Annotated in this window: 24 protein-coding genes; 17 read left to right on the top strand and 7 right to left on the bottom strand. The window is 65.1% G+C overall.

From position 1 onward, the window contains the following. Window positions 1-22 precede the first annotated feature (22 nt). Complete coding sequence (locus DY467_RS21505; RefSeq protein WP_107345858.1) at window positions 23-508, top strand: peroxiredoxin; 486 nt, start codon at window positions 23-25, stop codon at window positions 506-508. 150 nt (window positions 509-658) lie between these two features. Here DY467_RS21505 and rnhA read toward each other — a convergent pair whose 3' ends face one another. The 3 genes from rnhA to ispH all read right to left on the bottom strand — a co-directional run bounded on the left by rnhA (window position 659) and on the right by ispH (window position 3170). Next, window positions 659-1126, bottom strand: a complete 468-nt coding sequence (gene rnhA, locus DY467_RS21500; protein ID WP_110786319.1) for a ribonuclease HI — start codon at window positions 1124-1126, stop codon at window positions 659-661. After that, window positions 1123-2106 (bottom strand): homoserine kinase, encoded by a 984-nt coding sequence (locus DY467_RS21495; protein ID WP_164638834.1) that lies wholly within the window; start codon window positions 2104-2106, stop codon window positions 1123-1125. Before DY467_RS21495 ends, rnhA begins: the two co-directional genes overlap by 4 nt. A 101-nt stretch (window positions 2107-2207) precedes the next feature. After that, on the bottom strand, window positions 2208-3170 hold the full coding sequence (ispH, locus tag DY467_RS21490) for a 4-hydroxy-3-methylbut-2-enyl diphosphate reductase (RefSeq protein WP_107345861.1): 963 nt from the start codon (window positions 3168-3170) through the stop codon (window positions 2208-2210). 259 nt (window positions 3171-3429) lie between these two features. Here ispH and DY467_RS21485 point away from each other — a divergent pair, with 259 nt between their 5' ends. Beyond that, entirely contained in the window at window positions 3430-4146 is a 717-nt protein-coding gene (locus tag DY467_RS21485) for a DUF1013 domain-containing protein (RefSeq protein WP_107345862.1), read from the top strand. Between the two features lie 341 nt (window positions 4147-4487). Here the strand turns inward: DY467_RS21485 and DY467_RS21480 are convergent, their stop codons facing one another. After that, window positions 4488-4865 carry a hypothetical protein gene (locus DY467_RS21480; protein WP_164638832.1) on the bottom strand — a complete coding sequence of 126 codons (378 nt, stop codon included), beginning with the start codon at window positions 4863-4865 and terminating at the stop codon, window positions 4488-4490. A 540-nt stretch (window positions 4866-5405) separates the two neighbouring features. Between DY467_RS21480 and DY467_RS21475 the strand changes: the two genes are divergently transcribed. Both DY467_RS21475 and DY467_RS21470 read left to right on the top strand, forming a co-directional pair. Continuing rightward, window positions 5406-6590 carry a PIN-like domain-containing protein gene (locus DY467_RS21475; protein WP_164638830.1) on the top strand — a complete coding sequence of 395 codons (1185 nt, stop codon included), beginning with the start codon at window positions 5406-5408 and terminating at the stop codon, window positions 6588-6590. A 77-nt stretch (window positions 6591-6667) separates the two neighbouring features. Beyond that, complete coding sequence (locus tag DY467_RS21470) at window positions 6668-6907, top strand: hypothetical protein (protein WP_164638828.1); 240 nt, start codon at window positions 6668-6670, stop codon at window positions 6905-6907. Window positions 6908-7125: 218 nt separating this feature from the next. Here the strand turns inward: DY467_RS21470 and DY467_RS21465 are convergent, their stop codons facing one another. After that, window positions 7126-7515 (bottom strand): hypothetical protein, encoded by a 390-nt coding sequence (locus DY467_RS21465; protein WP_164638822.1) that lies wholly within the window; start codon window positions 7513-7515, stop codon window positions 7126-7128. A gap of 597 nt (window positions 7516-8112) precedes the next feature. Here DY467_RS21465 and DY467_RS21460 point away from each other — a divergent pair. The 4 genes from DY467_RS21460 (at window position 8113) to DY467_RS21445 (ending at window position 11289) form a co-directional block, all read left to right on the top strand. Then, window positions 8113-8736 carry a DNA alkylation repair protein gene (locus tag DY467_RS21460; RefSeq protein WP_246701602.1) on the top strand — a complete coding sequence of 208 codons (624 nt, stop codon included), beginning with the start codon at window positions 8113-8115 and terminating at the stop codon, window positions 8734-8736. Window positions 8737-9133: 397 nt separating this feature from the next. After that, window positions 9134-10087: a c-type cytochrome gene (locus tag DY467_RS21455; protein ID WP_164638818.1), complete on the top strand. Its 954-nt coding sequence runs from the start codon at window positions 9134-9136 to the stop codon at window positions 10085-10087. 77 nt (window positions 10088-10164) lie between these two features. Further along, window positions 10165-10425: a hypothetical protein gene (locus DY467_RS21450; protein ID WP_234822271.1), complete on the top strand. Its 261-nt coding sequence runs from the start codon at window positions 10165-10167 to the stop codon at window positions 10423-10425. A gap of 393 nt (window positions 10426-10818) precedes the next feature. Beyond that, complete coding sequence (locus tag DY467_RS21445) at window positions 10819-11289, top strand: BLUF domain-containing protein (protein ID WP_164638814.1); 471 nt, start codon at window positions 10819-10821, stop codon at window positions 11287-11289. Between the two features lie 244 nt (window positions 11290-11533). On the opposite strand, the gene DY467_RS21440 is transcribed toward DY467_RS21445, so the two are convergent. After that, on the bottom strand, window positions 11534-12436 hold the full coding sequence (locus DY467_RS21440) for a LysR family transcriptional regulator (protein WP_234820020.1): 903 nt from the start codon (window positions 12434-12436) through the stop codon (window positions 11534-11536). A gap of 96 nt (window positions 12437-12532) precedes the next feature. Here DY467_RS21440 and DY467_RS21435 point away from each other — a divergent pair, with 96 nt between their 5' ends. From DY467_RS21435 to DY467_RS21425, 3 genes are all read left to right on the top strand, one after another. After that, the gene (locus tag DY467_RS21435) at window positions 12533-13174 is read left to right on the top strand and encodes a YceI family protein (RefSeq protein WP_164638812.1); all 642 of its coding nucleotides are present in this window, start codon (window positions 12533-12535) and stop codon (window positions 13172-13174) included. Window positions 13175-13249: 75 nt separating this feature from the next. After that, complete coding sequence (locus tag DY467_RS21430; RefSeq protein ID WP_164638810.1) at window positions 13250-13840, top strand: malonic semialdehyde reductase; 591 nt, start codon at window positions 13250-13252, stop codon at window positions 13838-13840. A 41-nt stretch (window positions 13841-13881) separates the two neighbouring features. Then, window positions 13882-14685: a DODA-type extradiol aromatic ring-opening family dioxygenase gene (locus DY467_RS21425; protein ID WP_164638808.1), complete on the top strand. Its 804-nt coding sequence runs from the start codon at window positions 13882-13884 to the stop codon at window positions 14683-14685. A 357-nt stretch (window positions 14686-15042) separates the two neighbouring features. Here DY467_RS21425 and DY467_RS21420 read toward each other — a convergent pair whose 3' ends face one another. Beyond that, window positions 15043-15678: a class I SAM-dependent methyltransferase gene (locus DY467_RS21420; protein WP_164638806.1), complete on the bottom strand. Its 636-nt coding sequence runs from the start codon at window positions 15676-15678 to the stop codon at window positions 15043-15045. A 138-nt stretch (window positions 15679-15816) separates the two neighbouring features. Between DY467_RS21420 and DY467_RS21415 the strand changes: the two genes are divergently transcribed. From DY467_RS21415 to DY467_RS21390, 6 genes are all read left to right on the top strand, one after another. After that, window positions 15817-16590 (top strand): type III effector HopAG1, encoded by a 774-nt coding sequence (locus DY467_RS21415; RefSeq protein WP_164638804.1) that lies wholly within the window; start codon window positions 15817-15819, stop codon window positions 16588-16590. Beyond that, window positions 16590-17147, top strand: coding sequence for a cyclin-dependent kinase inhibitor 3 family protein (locus DY467_RS21410; RefSeq protein ID WP_164638802.1), 558 nt, complete (start codon window positions 16590-16592; stop codon window positions 17145-17147). The genes DY467_RS21415 and DY467_RS21410 overlap by 1 nt, the downstream gene beginning before the upstream one ends. A 129-nt stretch (window positions 17148-17276) precedes the next feature. Continuing rightward, on the top strand, window positions 17277-17750 hold the full coding sequence (locus DY467_RS21405) for a phosphate-starvation-inducible protein PsiE (RefSeq protein WP_246701601.1): 474 nt from the start codon (window positions 17277-17279) through the stop codon (window positions 17748-17750). 324 nt (window positions 17751-18074) lie between these two features. After that, window positions 18075-18230: a light-harvesting antenna LH1, beta subunit gene (gene pufB, locus DY467_RS21400; protein WP_022721374.1), complete on the top strand. Its 156-nt coding sequence runs from the start codon at window positions 18075-18077 to the stop codon at window positions 18228-18230. Window positions 18231-18242: 12 nt separating this feature from the next. After that, window positions 18243-18443 (top strand): light-harvesting protein, encoded by a 201-nt coding sequence (pufA, locus tag DY467_RS21395; protein ID WP_107345876.1) that lies wholly within the window; start codon window positions 18243-18245, stop codon window positions 18441-18443. Window positions 18444-18917: 474 nt separating this feature from the next. Next, window positions 18918-19136: a hypothetical protein gene (locus DY467_RS21390; protein ID WP_107345877.1), complete on the top strand. Its 219-nt coding sequence runs from the start codon at window positions 18918-18920 to the stop codon at window positions 19134-19136. Window positions 19137-19153 lie beyond the last annotated feature (17 nt).

Genomic DNA, 19153 nt, shown 5'->3' with positions numbered 1-19153 from the left:
CGCACAACAGGGAGAGATACCGATGACCATCAAGGTTGGCGACCGCCTGCCCGACGCGCAGTTTCGGGTGATGACCGAAGACGGCGTGCAGGTGAAGACCACCGACGATATCTTCAAGGGCAAGAAGGTGGCGTTGTTCGCCGTTCCGGGCGCTTACACCGGCACCTGCCACAAGATGCATCTGCCGAGCATCTTCCTCAACGCCTATGCGATCAAGGACAAGGGCGTCGACACCATCGCGATCGTCTCGGTCAACGACGCCTTCGTGATGAACGCCTGGAAGCGCGACACCGACCAGCGTAATGAAGCGATCTTCCTTGGCGACGGCAATGCCGACTTCACCAAGGCGATCGGTATGGAAATGGACGGCTCGGGCTTCGGCCTCGGCACCCGTTCGCTGCGCTATTCGATGCTGGTCGAAGACGGCGTGGTGAAGACTCTCAACCTCGAGCCGAACCCCGGCAAGGTCGAAGTCTCCGGCGGCGACACGCTGCTCGGGCAGCTGTGAGCTGATGGCGGGCGCACTTCGCCACTAAGACCAACGTCATCGCCCGGCGTGTCCGGGCGATCTCGTATTCCAGGGCGTTCGTGCTGAAGTAACAAACTCTCTGGAATACTGAATCACCCGCATGCGCGGGTGACGACGACGGTGAAGCGATTACTTCACCCGCGACTTCATGCGATTTTCCGCCAGCCCGTCCCGCGCCAATTGATCGGCGCGTTCGTTTTCGGCGTGCCCGGCGTGGCCTTTGACCCAGTGCCAGCGGATGCTGTGAGTCTTCAGCGCGGCGTCGAGGCGCTGCCACAGATCGACGTTCTTCACCGGCTTCTTGTCGGCGGTCTTCCAGCCGTTGCGCTTCCAGTTGTGAATCCAGCTGCCGATGCCGTTCTTGACGTATTGGCTGTCGGTATAGAGATCCACCGAGCACGGCCGCGTCAGCGCTTCGAGCGCCGAGATTGCCGCCAATAATTCCATCCGGTTGTTGGTGGTGTGGGGCTCCCCACCCTTCAGCTCTTTTTCGACGTCGCCGAATTTGAGGATCGCGCCCCAGCCGCCGGGGCCGGGGTTGCCGGAGCAGGCGCCGTCGGTGTGGATGATCACCGGCTTCTGGTCAGCCTCGCTCACGCCACCGCCCCTGCGATCTCGACACCATAGTCGCGGATTCCGGCGACATTCTGCTGGAAGCGCAGCTTGCGGACGTACTCCATCGGATCTTTCGGCTTGACCAGCGCGCCTTCCGGCACGTTGAGCCAGTCGACCAGGCGGGTCAGCAGGAAGCGCAGCGCGGCGCCGCGGGCGAGCAGCGGCAGCGCGGCCTGCTCGGCGGCATCGAGCGGCCGCTCGCGCGTATAGGCGCTGAGCAGCGCCCGCGCCTTGGTGACGTTGAAGGCGTGGTCCGCCTCGAAGCACCAGGCGTTCAGGCAGATCGCCACGTCGTAGGCGAGCAGATCGTTGCAGGCGAAGGTGAAGTCGATGATGCCGGAGACGTCGTCGCCGATGAAGAACACGTTGTCGGGAAATAGGTCGGCGTGGATCAGCCCCTGCGGCAGATCGGACGGCCACACCCCGCTTTCCAGATAGCTCAGCTCGGCGGCCAGAAAATCGCGCAGGCCCGGCTGCACTTCGTCGGCGCGCGCCTCGGCGGCGGCGAACAGCGGCCGCCAGCCGGCGACCGACAGCGCGTTCGCCCGCTTCATCGCAAAGTCGCGGCCTGCCAGATGCATCTTGGCGAGCGCCTGGCCGACGCCGGCGCAATGCACCACGCTCGGCTTGCGCGGCCACACTCCGTCCAGGAAGCTGATGATCGCCGCCGGACGGCCGGCGAGCGTCGCCAACGTCTGGCGTTCGCGATCGGCGACCGGTTGCGGGCAGCTGATGCCGTTGCCGGCCAGATGCGTCATCAGCGACAGGAAGAACGGCAGATCGTCGCGGGCGACGCGCTTTTCGTACAGCGTCAGGATGAAATAGCCGCGCGAGGTGTGCAGCAGGAAGTTGGAGTTCTCGACGCCTTCGGCGATGCCTTTGTAGGACAACAAGTCGCCGATGTCGTAGCGGCTCAGGAAATCCGCAAGCTCGTCGGCGGCGACGTCGGTATAGACCGCCATGGCGTGATCCGATCAGAAGGAAAAAAGCTGGCGGCTTCCTAGACCAAGACGGGGCGCGATGAAAGGGCGCCCCCCGGGGGGAGGTCCCCGGGTCCGGCCGGTTATTCCGCGGCGTCGGGGCGCAGCACCCGCGGCACCGGGAAGAACTCGTTTTCTTCCGCCGCCGACACCGTCTCGACCGACAGGTCGAACCGCTCGGCGAAGGCGCCCATGATCTCCTCGACGATCACCTCGGGGGCCGAGGCCCCGGCGGTGAGGCCGAGCACCTTGATGCCCTCGAACTGGCTCCAGTCGAGATCCGAGGCGCGCTGCACCAGCACCGCGACCTTGCAGCCCTCGCGCTCGGCGACTTCGCGCAGCCGCTGCGAGTTCGACGAATTCGGCGCGCCGACCACGATCATGGCGTCGACCACCGGCGCCACCTTCTTCACCGCCGCCTGGCGGTTGGTGGTGGCGTAGCAGATGTCTTCCTTGTGCGGCCCGGAGATGTTCGGGAAGCGCTCGCGCAGCACCGTGACGATGCCGGCGGTGTCGTCGATCGACAGCGTGGTCTGGGTGACGAAGGCGAGGTTGTTGGGGTCCTTCGGCTGATACGCCTCGGCGTCGGCCGCGGTCTCGATCAGCGTCACCGCGCCGGCCGGGAGCTGGCCGAGGGTGCCGACCACTTCGGGGTGGTGCGAATGGCCGATCAGCAGGATCTCGCGGCCGCGCTTGAAATGGATCGCCGCCTCGCGGTGCACCTTGGTGACCAGCGGGCAGGTGGCGTCGATCGAGAAGAAATTCCGCGACAACGCGTCTTCCGGCACCGACTTCGGCACGCCGTGGGCGGAGAACACCACCGGGGCCTTGGTGTCCGGAATCTCTTCCAGTTCCTCGACGAAGATCGCGCCCTTGGCGCGCAGGCTGTCGACCACGTATTTATTATGGACGATTTCGTGCCGGACATAGACCGGGGCGCCGTACAGAGCGAGCGCCCGCTCGACGGTATCGATCGCCCGCACCACGCCGGCGCAGAACCCGCGCGGCGAGCACAACACGATTTTCAGCGGCGATTTGGCGAGCATTGGCAACGATCCGGGGGCCTGGGCGCCGAGCAGAACCGGCGGAAAACGGGCGCACGCCAACGGCGTTGCGCAGCGGTCGAACGGGGTAGGAATTGGGCCGGGTTTGCGGCACTGTCAAGGCCGTTCAACCTGCACTTTAGCAAGGCTCCTTGCGCGGCGAGCCCCGGACAGCATATATAAGCGGCAATTCCCGTCATCCTCGACGACCCGCCTTGCCTCAGGACGAATCCGGAGGGGCAAGGGACAAAGGAGATTTGCCATGAGCAACGCACCGCTGATGCCGAAGGCCACCGCCGTCTGGCTGCTCGACAACACGGCGTTGACGTTCGATCAGGTCGCCGACTTCACCAAGATGCATGTCTTGGAGGTCAAGGCGATCGCCGACGGCGACGCCGCCCAGGGCATCAAGGGCATGGACCCGATTTCGACCGGCCAGCTCACCCGCGACGAGATCGAGAAGGGCGAGAAGGACCCGGACTATCGGCTGAAGCTCGCCGAGAGCAAGGTGGTGCTGCCGCAGGCCGCCAAGAAGAAGGGCCCGCGCTACACCCCGGTGTCGCGCCGTCACGAGCGCCCGAGCGCGATCCTGTGGCTGGTCCGCAATCATCCGGAGCTGAAGGACGCGCAGATCATGCGCCTGGTCGGCACCACCAAGACCACGATCGCTTCCGTGCGCGACCGCACCCATTGGAACGCTGCGACCCTGACCCCGATGGACCCGGTGACGCTCGGCCTGTGCTCGCAGCTCGACCTCGACTTCGAGGTGCAGCGCGCCGCCAAGGAGAAGCCGACCGACCAGCAGTATGGCGGCGCCACCCTGCTGCCGGCCTCCGAGACTACCCGCAAGGAAGCCGAGTTCGAAGCGGCGACCTCCGGCAAGAGCCAGGAAGATCTCGACGTCGACGCGGTGTTCGCCAAGCTCAAGACCATCGGCGGCAAGAAGCACGACGACGAGGACGAAGAAGGCGGCTTCTGAGCCACCGCCCCTCACGGTCATCGCCCGCGCAGGCAGGCGACCCAGTATTCCAGAGCGCGCGCTGCTGACCGCAAGCTCTCTGGAATACTTGATCCTCCGCTTGCGCGGAGGATGACGGACCCAGCGCGTTGCGGCTCCGCAGCCGGCATCCGCGCAAAGCGCCCTCCCCACCATCATCGTCATCGCCCGCGCAGGCGGGCGACCCAGTATGCCAGAGCGCGCGTTGCTGACCGCAGGCTCTCTGGAATACTCGATCCTCCGCTTGCGCGGAGGATGACGGACCCGGCGCGTTGCGGCTCCGCAGCCGGCACCCGCGCAAAGCGCCCTCCCCACCATCATCGTCATCGCCCGCTCCCCGGCTTGCGCCCATCGCGCATCCGCTCGCCGTGGCACCGCCGCGCCAGCGCCTGATCGCGGCGGCGGCGCTGCAGGTTGGTGTACAGCGTGTCGATCATCTTCCACTGTGACTCGGTCGGCGGGTCCATCGGCACGACGGCGCAGAGCATCGGCGTGCGGCAGCCGCGCGCCCGGCGGCAGTCCTTCACTGGGCAACGCTTGTGCGCCTGCGCTTCATCTGCCAGCGCGCGCTGCAGCGCGCGGCGTGCCGCCAGCATGTCGATATCGAGCCAAAGCTGCGCCCGCTCGGCGCTGGCCTGCTGCTCGAGCGCATCCAGCCGCGCGCGATCCCAGCTGAGTTGTTCGGTCGGCCAAGTCGGCATCGCTCCCTCCTGATGCTGATACCAGCGGGCGCGCGCGCATGCGGCGGCGTTGCCCGCAAAAGCCTTGCGTGAGTGGTGGGGTCAGGGGGCCTCCGGTCGGCCATCGGGCCGAGGGAGGTGGAGCGCCGAAAGACGCGCCTTTGGTAGTACCCGCGGCCTCAGGCTTCGGATCGCCGAAGCGCGAGCGCCGCGGAAACGTCTTTCGACGCTCCACCGTGGCGACTTTTGGCTGAAGGACCGTTCTTCCGGGACACGGCGAGCTTGCGGGCTTTCCCCGGCCTCTACCGTACCCGTCCAGCCTCTGTCGCGGCGGCCGCTCGTAGTAGCGGCGGACGGCGACCCTCAGCCTCCCGGAGGTACAGGGCGACGTCCACCCCACACCCGCAGGCGCCACACCCCGCCCCGCGACGACCAGCGTCCCGGCAACGCGCCCCTCGATGGGGCGGGATAGATAGGATCATAAACCTATACACCAGGAAGTCAAGTTCACATCACGCCGGATTATGATAAATAAGAGATACTCGAAATGAGTTTGCGAAAATGAGAACACGATTCCCTGGACATTACGCTCCAACGCACGAAGAACTCTCAAAAATTTGGAACGACTGCCTATTTGTTCCAGACACAAACATACTATTGCACTTATTTCGCTACGGAACAAAAACACGATCTCAAGTAATTAAAACGCTAGAAGGCCTCAAACCGCGGGTTTGGATACCTTATCAAGTGGGAGTTGAATTTCAAAAGAATTGGCGAGAGGTGGATCAAGCGAATAGAGAGGCCTATGATAAGGTAACTAACGAGATAGCCGCGCAAGCAAACAAGCTGAAAGCAATCTTCAATCAATTCACTAGACATCAGACAATCGACGCCAAGGAAGAACAAAAACGAATCGACACCTTTATTTTTGATATCAATGAGCGACTCGCTGAAGCTAAGGCCAATCACCCCAGCCACACGGAAGCACACACCGTATTTTGTGAAATCTCCGACCTCATCGGAGAATCCGTAGGACGCCGCCCAAGCCAGGATGAAATTAGCAAAATTCAGCAGGAAGGAGAGAAACGCTACGCAGCCCTGATACCGCCGGGTTACCGGGACGCCAAAAAGGACGGAGCAAACAAATTTGGCGATTTACTAGTTTGGAAAGAGATCCTTGAAAAAGCCAAGACCGAAGGTCGGCCCATCGTAATGATAAGCGATGACATCAAGGAAGATTGGTGGCACGAGTTTCGGGGAGCCCGGATCGGTGCACGACCAGAACTAGTAGAAGAGATGAGAGACTACGCAGATCAAACATTTATCCTTTACTCTCTCAGCCACTTCCTGAGGCGCGCTGCCGAACACTTGAAGCAGAACATCGACAGTGACGCGATCGCCGAGATCAAATTTGACGAGAGCCAACTCCGTCAGGCATCCGAAGACAACCAGTCATCCGAACGTGGGATTATCACTCGCTATCCATGGAATCAGGAAGCAGCCCCCTCTGGAACAAAAACGACAAGCGAGGAGGCGCTTTTACGAGAACGATTAGACTTTCTCAGGGAGGAGATACAGAGGGAAAGCACGAGACCCGCTCCGAACATCCTTCGGCTCAGCACGTTAATCACGGACCGAGAGCACGCCTCGGAACGGCTAGAGGAAATAAGACTACAAGTTTCTTACAAAGAAAAAGCTCTGCGAGCGATTGCCGAAGCGCTTTCTGTGGCGGGAGACAAAGAATAGCTGCAAGCAGGCGCCGCAGGGGTAAGCGTAGCCAGCGCGAGCGAAGCGACCGCGGGTCTTTCGCAAGGATGCCTTCTATGACGAACAAGCGGAGGCGGTCCGGCATCGCTCAGGACGCCGAAGGGACGCCCGGCACACCCGCGCAGGGCATGGCCCAGACCGGACGCGATCTGGTCGATGCGATGCAGGCATCGCCTTCTCGAGATGTCGAACTTACGCCGCGTCGGACGAGATTCCCGGTACGTGACGTTGATCCGTTCGCGACATTCTCCGAATGGCTTTCGGAGTCCGACGAAGCGGCCTATCGCGATCTGTGAGCCGCGCTTCGTCCCGCTCGTGCGGATTCCACACTGACTCACGACCCGCGTCGCCCTCACCCCAGCCCTCTCCCGCAAGCGGGAGAGGGAGCGCGCTGCGATCTGCGGCATGGCCCGTCCTTCAAGCTCATAGGGGGAGGATTAGCGCAGCGTAATCCGCCGCTTTCATTGGCGTCGCGCATCGGCGGGTTACGCCTTCGGCTAACCCGCCCTACACGCTACACGCTAGGCTTGCTTCTTTCCACGAACTCATCGATATCGACTGCATCATAGCCCAGCAACTCACCGATAACTCTATCAAGATCTGGCCTCCACCCGCCAAGCGAGCGGTACACCTTGTGGACTAAAACAGCAGCTGAAATTCTCCACTCCTCGCCAGGTAGTGCATAAAGAACTCGCCGTGTTCTGATCTGGTTCGAGCCGACTTCCAGTGCCTCAATACATACGTGTTTGATGAGCTTGCCCTCGTTCACCATCTCGTCAAACTCGTCCTCGGGGAACGCCTTAGCGTCCAACGGGATCGGCTCCATAAACATGCTGAGAGGCTTTTCACCGCTCTTCATCAACTCCAGCTCCCGCATCTCGTGCGGACCGATCGATGGCGCCATGTCTTTGCCCTCAGTCTTGATACTGCTTTGGATTGATGACTTTCGGAATTGGCGCGACGCCCTCTAGGATCAAAAGATTTAATGTGGGAAGCGTAGCCTGGACGAGGGCCTCGGCAAGCTCAACCCATCCGACGAATCCTGATTAAACAATCCTCTCTCCACGTCATTCCGGGGCGCGCGGAGCGCGAGCCCGGAATCCATACTCACGGAGGGTGCCGTAAGGGTGCGGCGTTGCATCGCTGCGGCAGGAATACAAACGACGGTGGTTATAGATTCCGGGCCTGCGCGCCGATGGCGCGCATCCCGGAATGACGGGGGAGAGGACGTCGTTTCGCGATGCTTTGGAAATGCGGACCACCCGCCTCCGAGTCCGTGCACCGGATTGACAGTCCGTCGAGCGGATGAGCTCGGCGTAATCCGCCGTCTTCATTGGCGCCGCACATCGGCGGGTTACGCCTTCGGCGAACCCGTCGGACGTGCTCCGCTGCTGCAAGAGATTGCACGACATCGCACCAACCAATTCCAAGCTAGGCGCATAGAAGCGCGGCTACCATCGCGATAGTGTCCTTCGAAGCTCGAACCGAGACCATGATGCGGATGACAACGGCGATCGACGAACGGGCCAGGCGCACCGCGAACGGGTTCAAGGATCTCGAACTGGCGGCCGACGAAGTGATCGCGTCCGGCGATGCGGCGCGGGCGAAAGAGATCGCGCTGGAGCTGTTGCGATCCGAGGTCCATCAGGCTCGCTGTGTGGCAACGTTCATTCTCGGGCGTCTGGCCGCCGGCGATGGCGATGCGCTCGCCGTGCTGAAACAGCGCGTCAGCCTGGACGAGGATTGGCGCGTACAGGAGATTCTGGCCAAGGCGTTCGACCGGTTCTGTGCGGACACCGGCTATGAAACCGCGCTGCCGACCATCCGGGAGTGGTTGTCGGCGGCATCCGCCAACACAAGGCGCGCCGTGACCGAGGGGCTGCGGATATGGACGGCGCGGCCTTACTTCCGCGCCCATCCCGAAGCCGCCGTCGCGCTGCTGTCGCCGCTGCGGAGCGACGCCAGCGAGTACTTGCGCAAGTCGGTCGGCAACGCCCTGCGGGACATCAGCAAGAAGCATCCCGATCTGATCCGTGGCGAAGTCGCGACCTGGGATCTGGACCAGCACGGCGTCAGGCACGTCCACAAGCTGGCCACGCGCCTGCTGACATCCTCCGCAGCCTGAAGCGCCTGAGACGCGGACGACGGGATCAACCGTGGGGCGGATGAGCGCAGCGTCATCCGCCGTCTTCCTTCGTGTCGCACGTCGGCGGGTGGCGCCTTCGGCTGACCCGCCCTACGCGTGACTGCAAACGCCGTCAGCTCATGGAGCGCACCGGACCGCCAAGCCATGAACCGGTTTGGCATCGCCTTTACGATCGCTCGGTCGAGTCCCCGTTGCCTTCCCCCATTGCCGATTGACGGCCATACCAAACTACCTATCCTGCGCGACCGGCCGGCGAACGCGCGCTGCTCATCGCGCTGCTGAGCCGCAAATAACAACTGGGGCGAGCGCCGCAGGCGCGTGCTCGGACGCGGGAGAGGCACGGATGGGGCGGCTGCGGAGGCGCGTGGGCCGGGCGATGCGTCTGTTGCTGGTGCCGGCCGCGCTGTGTGCCGCCTCCGCAGGCCTGGCGCAGGACGAGGCGCCGCCGGTGTGGGCCTATCCGATCGCGCCGCCGGGCACAGTAGCGCCGGCCGACGACGGCACGGTGCGGCACGTGGCGGGCAGCGAGGCCGGCTACACGCTGACGCAGATCCGGGATCTGTTCTTCGCGCTCGACTGGCGGCCCGACGCGCACGCGGCGATGCCGCCGATCGTCGCGTTGGGGCGGAAGCCGAACCTGCGCGCCTGCGGCAGCTGCCACCGGCCGGAGGGCATCGGCGGGCCGGAGAACGCCAGCCTCGCCGGCCTGCCGGCCGACTACATCAAGCGGCAGATCGACGACTATCGCAGCGGAGCGCGCAGCACCGGCGCACCGGCGCGGGCACATGTGTTCCGGATGATTGCGGCGCTGAAGGAGCTGACGCCGGAGGAGATCGACCAAGCCGCCGCCTACTACGCGGCGATCCGGCTGCCGGCGCGGATCAAGGTGGTCGAGAGCGAGCGCGCGCCCGCGACCACGATCCCGAACTGGTACTACACACCCGGCGGCGGCGGCGCGACCGTGCCGCTCGGCGACCGCATCGTCGAGGTGCCGGACGACGAGGAGAACTACGTCAACCGCGACGCGCGCGTCACCTTCACCGCCTATGTGCCGCCCGGCAGCATCGCGCGCGGACAAAAGCTGGTCGCGGGCGCCGAGGCGGAGCGGGTGCCGGCCTGCGCCGGCTGCCACGGCGACACCCTGCACGGCACCGACACCATCCCGCCGATCGCCGGCCGCTCGCCGAGCTACATCGTGCGGCAGCTTTACGAATTCAAACACGGCCTGCGCCGCGGCGCGCTGGCCGACCCGATGCAGGCCAACACGGCGGCGATGACGCTCGCTGACATGACGGCGATCGCCAGCTATCTGGCGACACTGCCGCCCTAAGCGCACGCGCAAGCTCCCTGCCCCCGCGTCGCTGCCCCGCATTGACAGGGCCACGCGGTGCGGCGGACACTTCGGCCATGGCGTATTTCTGGCTTCTGATCGCGATCGTGGTCACCGGCGGCGTGGCGGCGATCGTCAACGACACCGCCTATAGCGGCGAGCTGTTCGACTCCTCCACGGTGGTCGGCGTCGCGATGCTGTCGGCGCTGACGCTGTTCGTCGGCCGCGGCATGCTGCGCGGGACCACCACCAGCCAATGGCTGAACCACGCTTTGATCTGGGCAGCGATCGTGCTCGCCGTGGCGGTGGCGTATCGGCTGTGGCCGATGCTGAGCTGAGCGGCTTTCACTGCCGCTGATGAAGTTCGCTGCGCTCGACCGATCCGGCGTTCTCGGCTCACGGATTAGGCTGGACCATTCGTTGGTCCAGGGATCGAGATTCCGGGTTCGCTCGCTTTCGCGAGCCCCCCGGAATGACTCGGACGGACATTGGCGCGACACGGAGCATCCCGACAATTTTAGCGAGTCATCACCGCGCCCGTTCGCGGCGGCGCTTTCGATTCACGACTGCGAGAATTCAGGACTCGCGCGCGTCACGAGCGCTGCGGAATGACAGGGGATGAGAAGACGCAGGGATGTTTTGACGCCGCGCAAGGAAGCCTGAGGCGCAGCGCTCCTCAATGGCGGCAGAGGATTGGCTGATTGCATTACTCCGTCTAAACCAGCGCGGTGATGACTGAATCGCATTTGTATCGGTTGCTTTACGTCAGCGAGAATCGGATCGAGGGCGATGTCGCGCATGTCGCCAAGGAGATCGAGAGCATCCTCGCCACCTCCCGCCGCAACAACGACGCGCTCGGCCTGACCGGCGCGCTGATCTTCAATTGCGGCTTCTTCGCCCAGGTTCTGGAAGGCCCGCGCGAGACCGTGGAGCGGATCTTCGACGTGATCCGGCACGACCCGCGCCACGGCAAGATCCAGGTGATGTCGGCCGCGAAGGTCGAGACGCGCGAATTCCCGAACTGGACGATGGCCTATATCGGCCGCTCGCCGAGCTGGGAGAAGGCGCTCGGCTGGATCAAGGACGACACCCACTTCGCCCCCGACGCCCGCTGCGACCGGCTGTTCAAGATCGTCATGGAAATGGCCTACGACGCCGAGCTGTCGCCGGACCGGACGTTCGCAGTCCCGGGCAAGAGCTGAGGGCGGGCGGACGCTGCCCGCATTCTCAGAGCCTGACCGGACATGCGGACAGCAAAGGCTTTCCTAAGCCGTCCAATCGACGATGAGTTTCGTCATGGCCGGGCTCGTCCCGGCCATCCAAGCCTTTGCATGTTGTTTTCGCCGCAAGGCGTGGATGCCCGGCACAAGGCCGGGCATGACGGGTTGAAACGAAGGTGCTCGAGTTCATTGCCCGCATGTCCAGTCGGGCTCTGAGGAGCACGGCTCACCCGCGCGGGCTCTGGGCGCGGAGGTAGTTCAGCATCCATTGCGCGGCGGGGCCGAGCGGGCGGGCGGCAAGATGCGCGGCGGTCATCACCAGCTGCGCGGTGCGGTCCTCGAATTCCATCGGCTGGATCAGCTTGAGCCGGCCGGCCTCGACATCGTCCGCCACCAGATGGGTCGGCATGCTGCCCCAGCCGAGCCCGGCCAGCAGCATCGCGTGCTTGGTGCCGAGATCGGCGAGCCGCCAGGTCTGCGTCGACAGCACGCCGTAATCGCGGCCCTCGGTCAGCGCCGAACGATCGGTCAGCACCAGTTGGACATGGCGGCGCAGCACGTCGGTCGGGATCGGGCCGGCGATCGCGGCGAGCGGATGACCCTGCGCCACCACCGGCAGCAGCTGCACGGTGGACAGCGTGGAGCGCTTCAGATCGGGGTGATCGCTGAACGGCTCCGGCACCAGCCCGATCACGCAGGTGCCATTCAGCACCAGCTCGGCCGAGGCGCCGAGCGATTGCACGAAGATCCGCGGCGGCACGGTGGGGAAGGCGTCGGTGAAAGCGCGCAGCGCATCGACCATCCGCGGCATCGGAAACATCGAGTCCAGCACCAGGGTCAATTCCGACTCCAGGCCCCCGGCGAGGCTGCGGGCCTGATCGCGGAACGCCGCCGCCTCCTCGGAAATCCGCCGCGCCCGCGCCAGCAGCGCGCGGCCGGCCTCGGTCAGCACCGGCCGGTAGCCCGAGCGATCGAACAGCGCGACGCCGATCTGCTGTTCCAGCTTCTGCACCCCATAGGTGACGGCGGACTGCGCCCGCCGCAGCCTGCGGGCGGCGCCGGAAAAGCTGCCTTCATCCGCCACGGTGAGCAGGAGCTGGATCTGGTCGAGGGTGAGGCCATCATTCATCATCGAAATTTTAGATGAAGAACCGCAAAACTTCATCTCTTTCTTCGGCCGGCAGCCGCTCTTAAGTCAGGGGGACAGCCAAACTGGAGGATGCACATGATCCAACGACGCCTGCTGTTTCCGATCCTGGCCGCCGCCCTGGTGGCCGCGCCCGCCGTGTTCGCCGAGACCGCGCCGAAGGCCGCCAAGGCCCAGGCGGTGAAGACCGAGCCGGTGAAGGTCGAGAGCGGCGCTTACGCAATCGACCCCGACCACACCCAGGTCGGCTTCGTGGTGTCGCATATGGGCTTTTCGGATTTCCGCGGCCGGTTCGGCGAGGTCTCCGGCACGCTGCAGCTCGACGGTGCCAACCCGGCCAAGAGCAGCTTCGACATCAAGCTGCCGACCGCCTCGGTGAACACCCCGGTCGACAAGCTGACCGAGGAGCTGAAGGCTGCCGACTGGCTCGACGTCAAGGCGAATCCGGAGATCCGCTTCACCTCGCAGAGCGTCAACGTGACCGGCCCGCGCCAGGCCAAGGTGACCGGCGAGCTGACGCTGCACGGCGTCACCAAGAAGGTGACGCTCGACGCTCGGCTGCACGGCGCCGGCGTCAATCCGCTGAACAAGAAGGTGACGGTCGGCTTCGATCTCACCGGCACGATCAAGCGCAGCGACTTCGGCGTGACGAAATATGTGCCGTTGATCAGCGACGAGGTCGGCCTCGAGATCAGCGCCGCATTCGAAAAGCAGAACTGATCGCTTTCGACGCTCCGCGCCCGCCGCATCCGGCGGCGGGCGCCTCTCCCCTCGTCTCAGACAAGAACCCGCCCCATGAGCACTTCGCTGCCCGATCCCCACCTCGACCAGCTGTTCGTCCAGGCCCGCACCCACAATGCGTGGACCTCCAAGGCCGTGACCGACGACACCATCCACGCCCTGTATGACCTCGTGAAATGGGCACCGACCGCCGCCAACAGCAATCCGGGCCGCTTCGTGTTCGTGCGCAGCGCCGAGGCCAAGGCGCGCCTGCTGAAGAGTGTCGCGCCGGGCAATGTCGACAAGGTCAAGGCGGCGCCGTGCTGCGTGATCGTGGCCTACGACACCGAATTCCACGATCTGTTGCCGCAGCTGTTTCCCGCGCGCGACATGCGCAGCGGCTTCGTCGGCAAGCCGGAGCTGATCACCGAGACGGCCAAGCGCAACTCGGCGCTGCAGGGCGCCTACATGATCCTCGCCGCCCGCGCGCTCGGGCTCGATGCCGGCCCGATGTCCGGCTTCGATCACGCCACGCTCGATGCCGAGTTCTTCCCCGACGGCCGCTGGAAGTCGAACTTCCTGTGCAACATCGGCTACGGCGACGCCGAGAAGCTGTTTCTGCGCAACCCGCGGCTCGCCTTCGAGGAAGCCTGCCGCGTGCTGTGACGCGGCCGCTCACATCACTTCCAATCAGGGAGATTACGACGATGCCCCGTCAACCCTCCATCTTCCTGTCGCACGGCGGCGGCCCCTGCTTCTGGATGGAGCCGCCGCGGCGGTTCGGGCCGCACGCTTATGACGGCCTGCGCGCCTATCTGTCCGGCGTGCTCGCCTCGCTGCCGGCGCGGCCGCGCGCGATCCTGGTCGTGTCCGGCCATTGGGAGGCGGCGCTGCCGACCGTCAGTACCTCGGCCGCCCCATCGATGCTGTTCGATTACTACGGCTTTCCCGAGCACACTTACCGGCTGAGCTATCCGGCGCCGGGCGATCCGGCGCTGGCCAAACAGGTGCAGGCGCTGCTCGGCAATGCCGGCATCGCCACCGCCGCCGATGCGACCCGCGGCTTCGACCACGGCGTGTTCGTGCCGATGCTGATCGTCGATCCGGACGCGCAGATTCCGGTGGTGATGCTGTCGCTGCAGCAGGACCTCGATCCGGTGCAGCATCTGGCGATCGGCGCCGCGCTGGCGCCACTCCGCGACGACAACGTGCTGATCATCGGCAGCGGCAACAGCTTCCACAACCTCTCGACCTTCTTCGACGGCCAACAGGCGGAATCGGAGGCGTTCGATCATTGGCTCACGGAAGCCGCCACCGCGCCCGACGCTGCGGTCCGCAACGACCGCCTGGCACATTGGGCCAGCGCCCCCGGTGCCCGCGCCTGCCATCCGCGCGAAGAGCATTTGATCCCGCTGATGGTCACCGCCGGCGCCGCCGGCCCCGACCAAGGCCGCCGCGTATTCAGCGACCTGATCGGCAACAAGCGTATCTCGGGCTACGCGTTCGGGTGACGCGGCAAGTCATTCCGGGACGCGCGCGCCAGCGTGACCCCGGAATCTCGATGCAGGCAAATAACAATGGTCCGTCATCGCCCGCGCAGGCGGGCGACCCAGTATTCCAGAGCGTTCGTGCCGATCACCAGCTCTCTGGGATACTGGATCCCCGCTTGCGCGGGGATGACGTCAGAAGCGAGTGGTCGCCCATGATGGACGGCTTCGCGCGTAAGCAGAACACTGCGAGATTCCGGGTCTGCGTGCTGTCGCACGCATCCCGGAATGACGGCGGGTGGAGAGGCGCACGCATGGCTCCACCCAGTCATTCCGGGGCGCGAGCGAAAGCTCGCTAACCCGGGATCTCGATCGGACGAACTACGCGCCCCGCGGCGCCCAGACATGCACGCCCCACACGCCTTTGTGCGCCGGCGGGGTGCCGAGATAGCGCAGCGTCGGCATCTCGTCGAAGATCCGGCGCTCGCGCGGATTTTTGTAGATCACGTAGTAGTCGGCGCGGCGCAGCTTCGAGAGATTGTCGCGGACCCGCGCCATGATCTGGTGCGAGAACGGGTTGAACAGATACAGCACGAACGGCTCGTCGGGGAACGCGTAAGCGCCGGCGTCGCCGTGCACGATCGAGATCGTGTTGAACCCGGCCGCCGCGGCGTTGGCCTTCGCGGTCTGCGCCAGCTCGTCGGCGAATTCGACGCCGACGCAGGATTTGAAGCCGAGCTCGGCGGCGACGATCAGCATCCGGCCCTTGCCGCAGCCGAGATCGATGAAGCGATAGGCGCGCGGATCGAGCCCGACGAACGCCAGCGCGTCGCTGAGCACCGACGGATCGCTCGCCTGATAGCGCTCGCCGAAGCTGCGGCTGTCATGAGGGATGGTGAGCCCGTGCAGCTCGACGGTGGAGCGGGTGTCGGTGCCGTATTTGGCGTCCCAATCGATCCGGCTCGCGCGCGCCGTGTCGCGACCGGTGAGCACGTCCCAGAATCTCGAGAATGACATCGCCTCGCTCCCGGCTCGTCAGCGTTTGGTCGATGTTGCGTAGGCCAGCGGCGGCGCTACGCTAATCGGCGGGCGGCGGGATGTCGCTTGATTTCGCGCAAATCGCGGAAAGCGCGCGCGATCAACCTTGGGGAGTTCATGCCGGAGCCAAGCGACAGCGCGCGGACCTTGCGCGACGCCAACGGCTGGACCGCGATCGGCGGCCAGGCCGGCTCCAATGCCGGCGGCCTTTACGCCGATGCCGATGGCCGCGCCTGGTACGTCAAAACCCCGCCGAGCGACGATCACGCCCGCAACGAAGTGCTGGCCAATCGGCTGTATCGTCTCGCCGGCACCAGCGTCGCCGAGGTCGAGCTGGTGACGCGCGGCGGCAGCCTCGCGGTCGCGAGCGCGATGCTGCGCGGCGCCTCGCTCGGTGAAGCGCTGGCCTATCCGGAGAACGGCGTCGCCGCCGAGGTCTGCCGCGATTTCGCGGTCGATGCCTGGCTCGCCAATCGCGATGTGCTCGGCGTCGACCTCGACAACGTGCTGGTGACGCGGGACGGCGGCGTGGTGAGAATCGACCAGGGCGGCGCGCTGGCCTATCGGGCCCGCGGCGCGCGCAAGACCGACTTCGGCGCCGAGGTGATCGAGTTCGACACCCTGCGCGACGCCCGCGCCAATGCGGTGGCGGCCAGCGTATTCAGCGCGATGACCCGGCACGCGCTCGCGGCCTCGGTCGCCAAGGTAGCGCGGCTGACCGAGCCGGCGATCTCCGCGGTGGTCCGCAATGTGCTCGGCGCCACCGACGACGCGCGCGCCCTCACGGCGTTGCTGCTCGCCCGGCGCGACGATCTGATCCGCCGCGTGGCCGCCAGCGGCGCCTCGCCGGCGATCAATCGCGTCCGCGCGTTCGACACCCTGGAGGAATGATGGCGCCGCTGCGCACCAGCCAGACCCATCCGCTGCAGATCGCCGAAGTGCGGGCCGGGCCGAACCATGGCCGCATCGGCATCACCTTCTGCCCCGGCAAGCACGATCATTCGGCACTGACCGGCGGCTGGGCGCGTGATCTCGCCGCCGACCTCGATGCGATCCAGGCGTGGGGCGCACAGCTGGTGCTCACGCTGGTCGAGCGGCGCGAACTGGAGCTGCTGAAGGTGCCGGAGCTCGGCGCCGAGGTGGAGCGCCGCGCGATGCAGTGGCTGCATCTGCCGATCCCGGACTATCACCCGCCGACCGCGGAGTTCGAGCGTCGCTGGGAAACCGAGGGCCGCCTGATCCGGCAGCGGCTGCGCGCCGGCGACGACGTCCTGGTGCATTGCAAAGGCGGGCTCGGCCGCGCCGGCATGATCGCGGCGCGGCTGCTGGTCGAGCTCGGCGTGCCGCCGACCACAGCGATCGCGCAGGTGCGCTCCGCGCGCGGCCGCGGCGCGATCGAGACCAGCGCGCAGCAGGCAGTGGTCGAACGGGCGCAGCCGATCGCTTGATCGCGGACGGCGCGCATCCGCCGCAGCGGCGTTTTTCCGCAGCGCGTGACCGTGTCAAAGACGCTTCACGCCCGATCCGCTAGATGCGCCGCTCCAAGGCGCACGCCGCGCCGCAACCGGATTCGATCGATGAACGACCTGCCGCCGCCCAACCCGCCGATGCCGCTGATCCGCAAAGGCTTCCAACTGATCGAGAACGCCTTCCTGCTGCTGATCGGCACCTTCGCCGTGGTGGCGATGACGCAGGAAGTCTACGAGACCGTGCTGAACGTCCGCGTCACGCTGAAAGAGCTGCTGCTGATGTTCATCTACGTCGAAGTGATCGCGATGGTCGCGGTGTACTACGAGAGCAAGAAGATCCCGATCACGCTGCCGATGTTCATCGCCATCACGGCGATCTCGCGGCTGTTGATCCTGCAGGGCAAGGACCAGCCCGCCGAAAACCTGTTGTACGAGAGCGGCGCGATCCTGATCCTGGCGCTTGCCTGCGCGGTGATTTCTTACCGCCCGCCGCGGCACAGCCACCACGAGCACGGCCATGGCCATGCTCAGCCGAGGCCGCCGCATCAAGGCTCGGACCAGCCCGCTCCGCCGCCGAAATGATCGGCGGATTTGTCAGTTCCGTACGAGAGGCACTGTCCGGCATGAACCGGACACAGGTCAGTGTCATGTCAAGTTGACAAGGGGTGCTGTCACGATAATGTGACTGCGCGAGAGAACGCCGTGATCGACAACGCCCCTCCGGGATCGGAGCGGCACCGAAAGCGGAGGTCTCAACCGGAAGCGAATGGTTCGGATGATTGCGCGACAGTCCTGAGGGGGGCTTCGCGGATTGGTCAGACGGACTAGGCGACCCGGTCGCTGCTAGCGGCACTTTACGCGTGCGAACAGCACGCAATTGATCGAAGTCTCTCAGGAGGTTTTACAATGGCAGACGATCTGAACAAGGTCTGGCCGACCGGTCTGACGATCGCGGAGTCGGAAGAGCTCCATAAGCATGTGATCGACGGCACGCGCATCTTCGGCGCGATCGCCATCGTCGCGCATTTCCTGGCGTATGTTTATTCGCCCTGGCTGCACTAAGGAGTATCGAACATGAATCAAGGTCGTATTTGGACCGTCGTGAACCCGGGCGTCGGCCTGCCGCTGCTGCTCGGCAGCGTCACCGTGATCGCGATCCTGGTGCACTTCGCTGTTCTCAGCAACACCACCTGGTTCCCGAAGTACTGGAACGGCGCCACCGTCGCCGCCCCGGCCGCTGCGCCGGCGCCGGCTGCTCCGGCCGCCAAGAAGTAAGCTTCTTACTTCTTCGAAGCTGACAAGACACCCGTCGTGGCCCCTCGTGCGGAGGTCCCGGCGGGTGTTTTGTTTTTGGCGGCCTGAAGGCCGCAGCATGCCGCTACGACACAGTGATGACCGCAGCATGTCACTGCGCGTCCTGATCGTCTCCGAGTCCCATCAGCCGTTTGCGCGCATGACGCGTAGCCAGTGACTCGCGACGGTTGAATTCACACGCCAGCGGCACCGCAGATCGCAGCCACGTCAACAACCTGCGACACCGCTTTCGCGCCGGTCTGGATTTGCTCGAAATTGGAACGTGTCGAGGCTGCGGCGGAATCACGTTTGTGATTGTGCCGCAAGGGTTTTTCGATTCATGACGGCTCAGTAAGGTCGCGGAAAATTCGTCTCCGTCACTGCAACTTCATCGCCGCTCCGCACTTGGGCCGCATTGGCCCGACAAGGTGCGCGCCGTAACTGAAGGAGACGACGATGACTGCCAACGAACCGCCGAAGTTCGATCCCGAATACGTCGCGACGCTGCGCGAAGTGCTCGATATCGCGGTCGAGCAGATCGCAGCGGAGCACCGCACTCCGGCCACCAAAGCGATGATGGCGCAAATCATCGTGCAGAACGCCGCCCGCGGCATCACCGACGCCCACGAACTGGTCGATGACGCCGTCCGCGCCGGCTCGATCGGCGCGCCATAATCCAATCGTCCCGCCTC

The organism is Rhodopseudomonas sp. BR0G17 (assembly GCF_010907025.1).
GTDB lineage: Bacteria > Pseudomonadota > Alphaproteobacteria > Rhizobiales > Xanthobacteraceae > Rhodopseudomonas > Rhodopseudomonas palustris_H.
The sequence above is the reverse complement of the archived record's forward strand: the minus strand, read 5'-3'. Positions and strand labels throughout refer to the sequence as shown.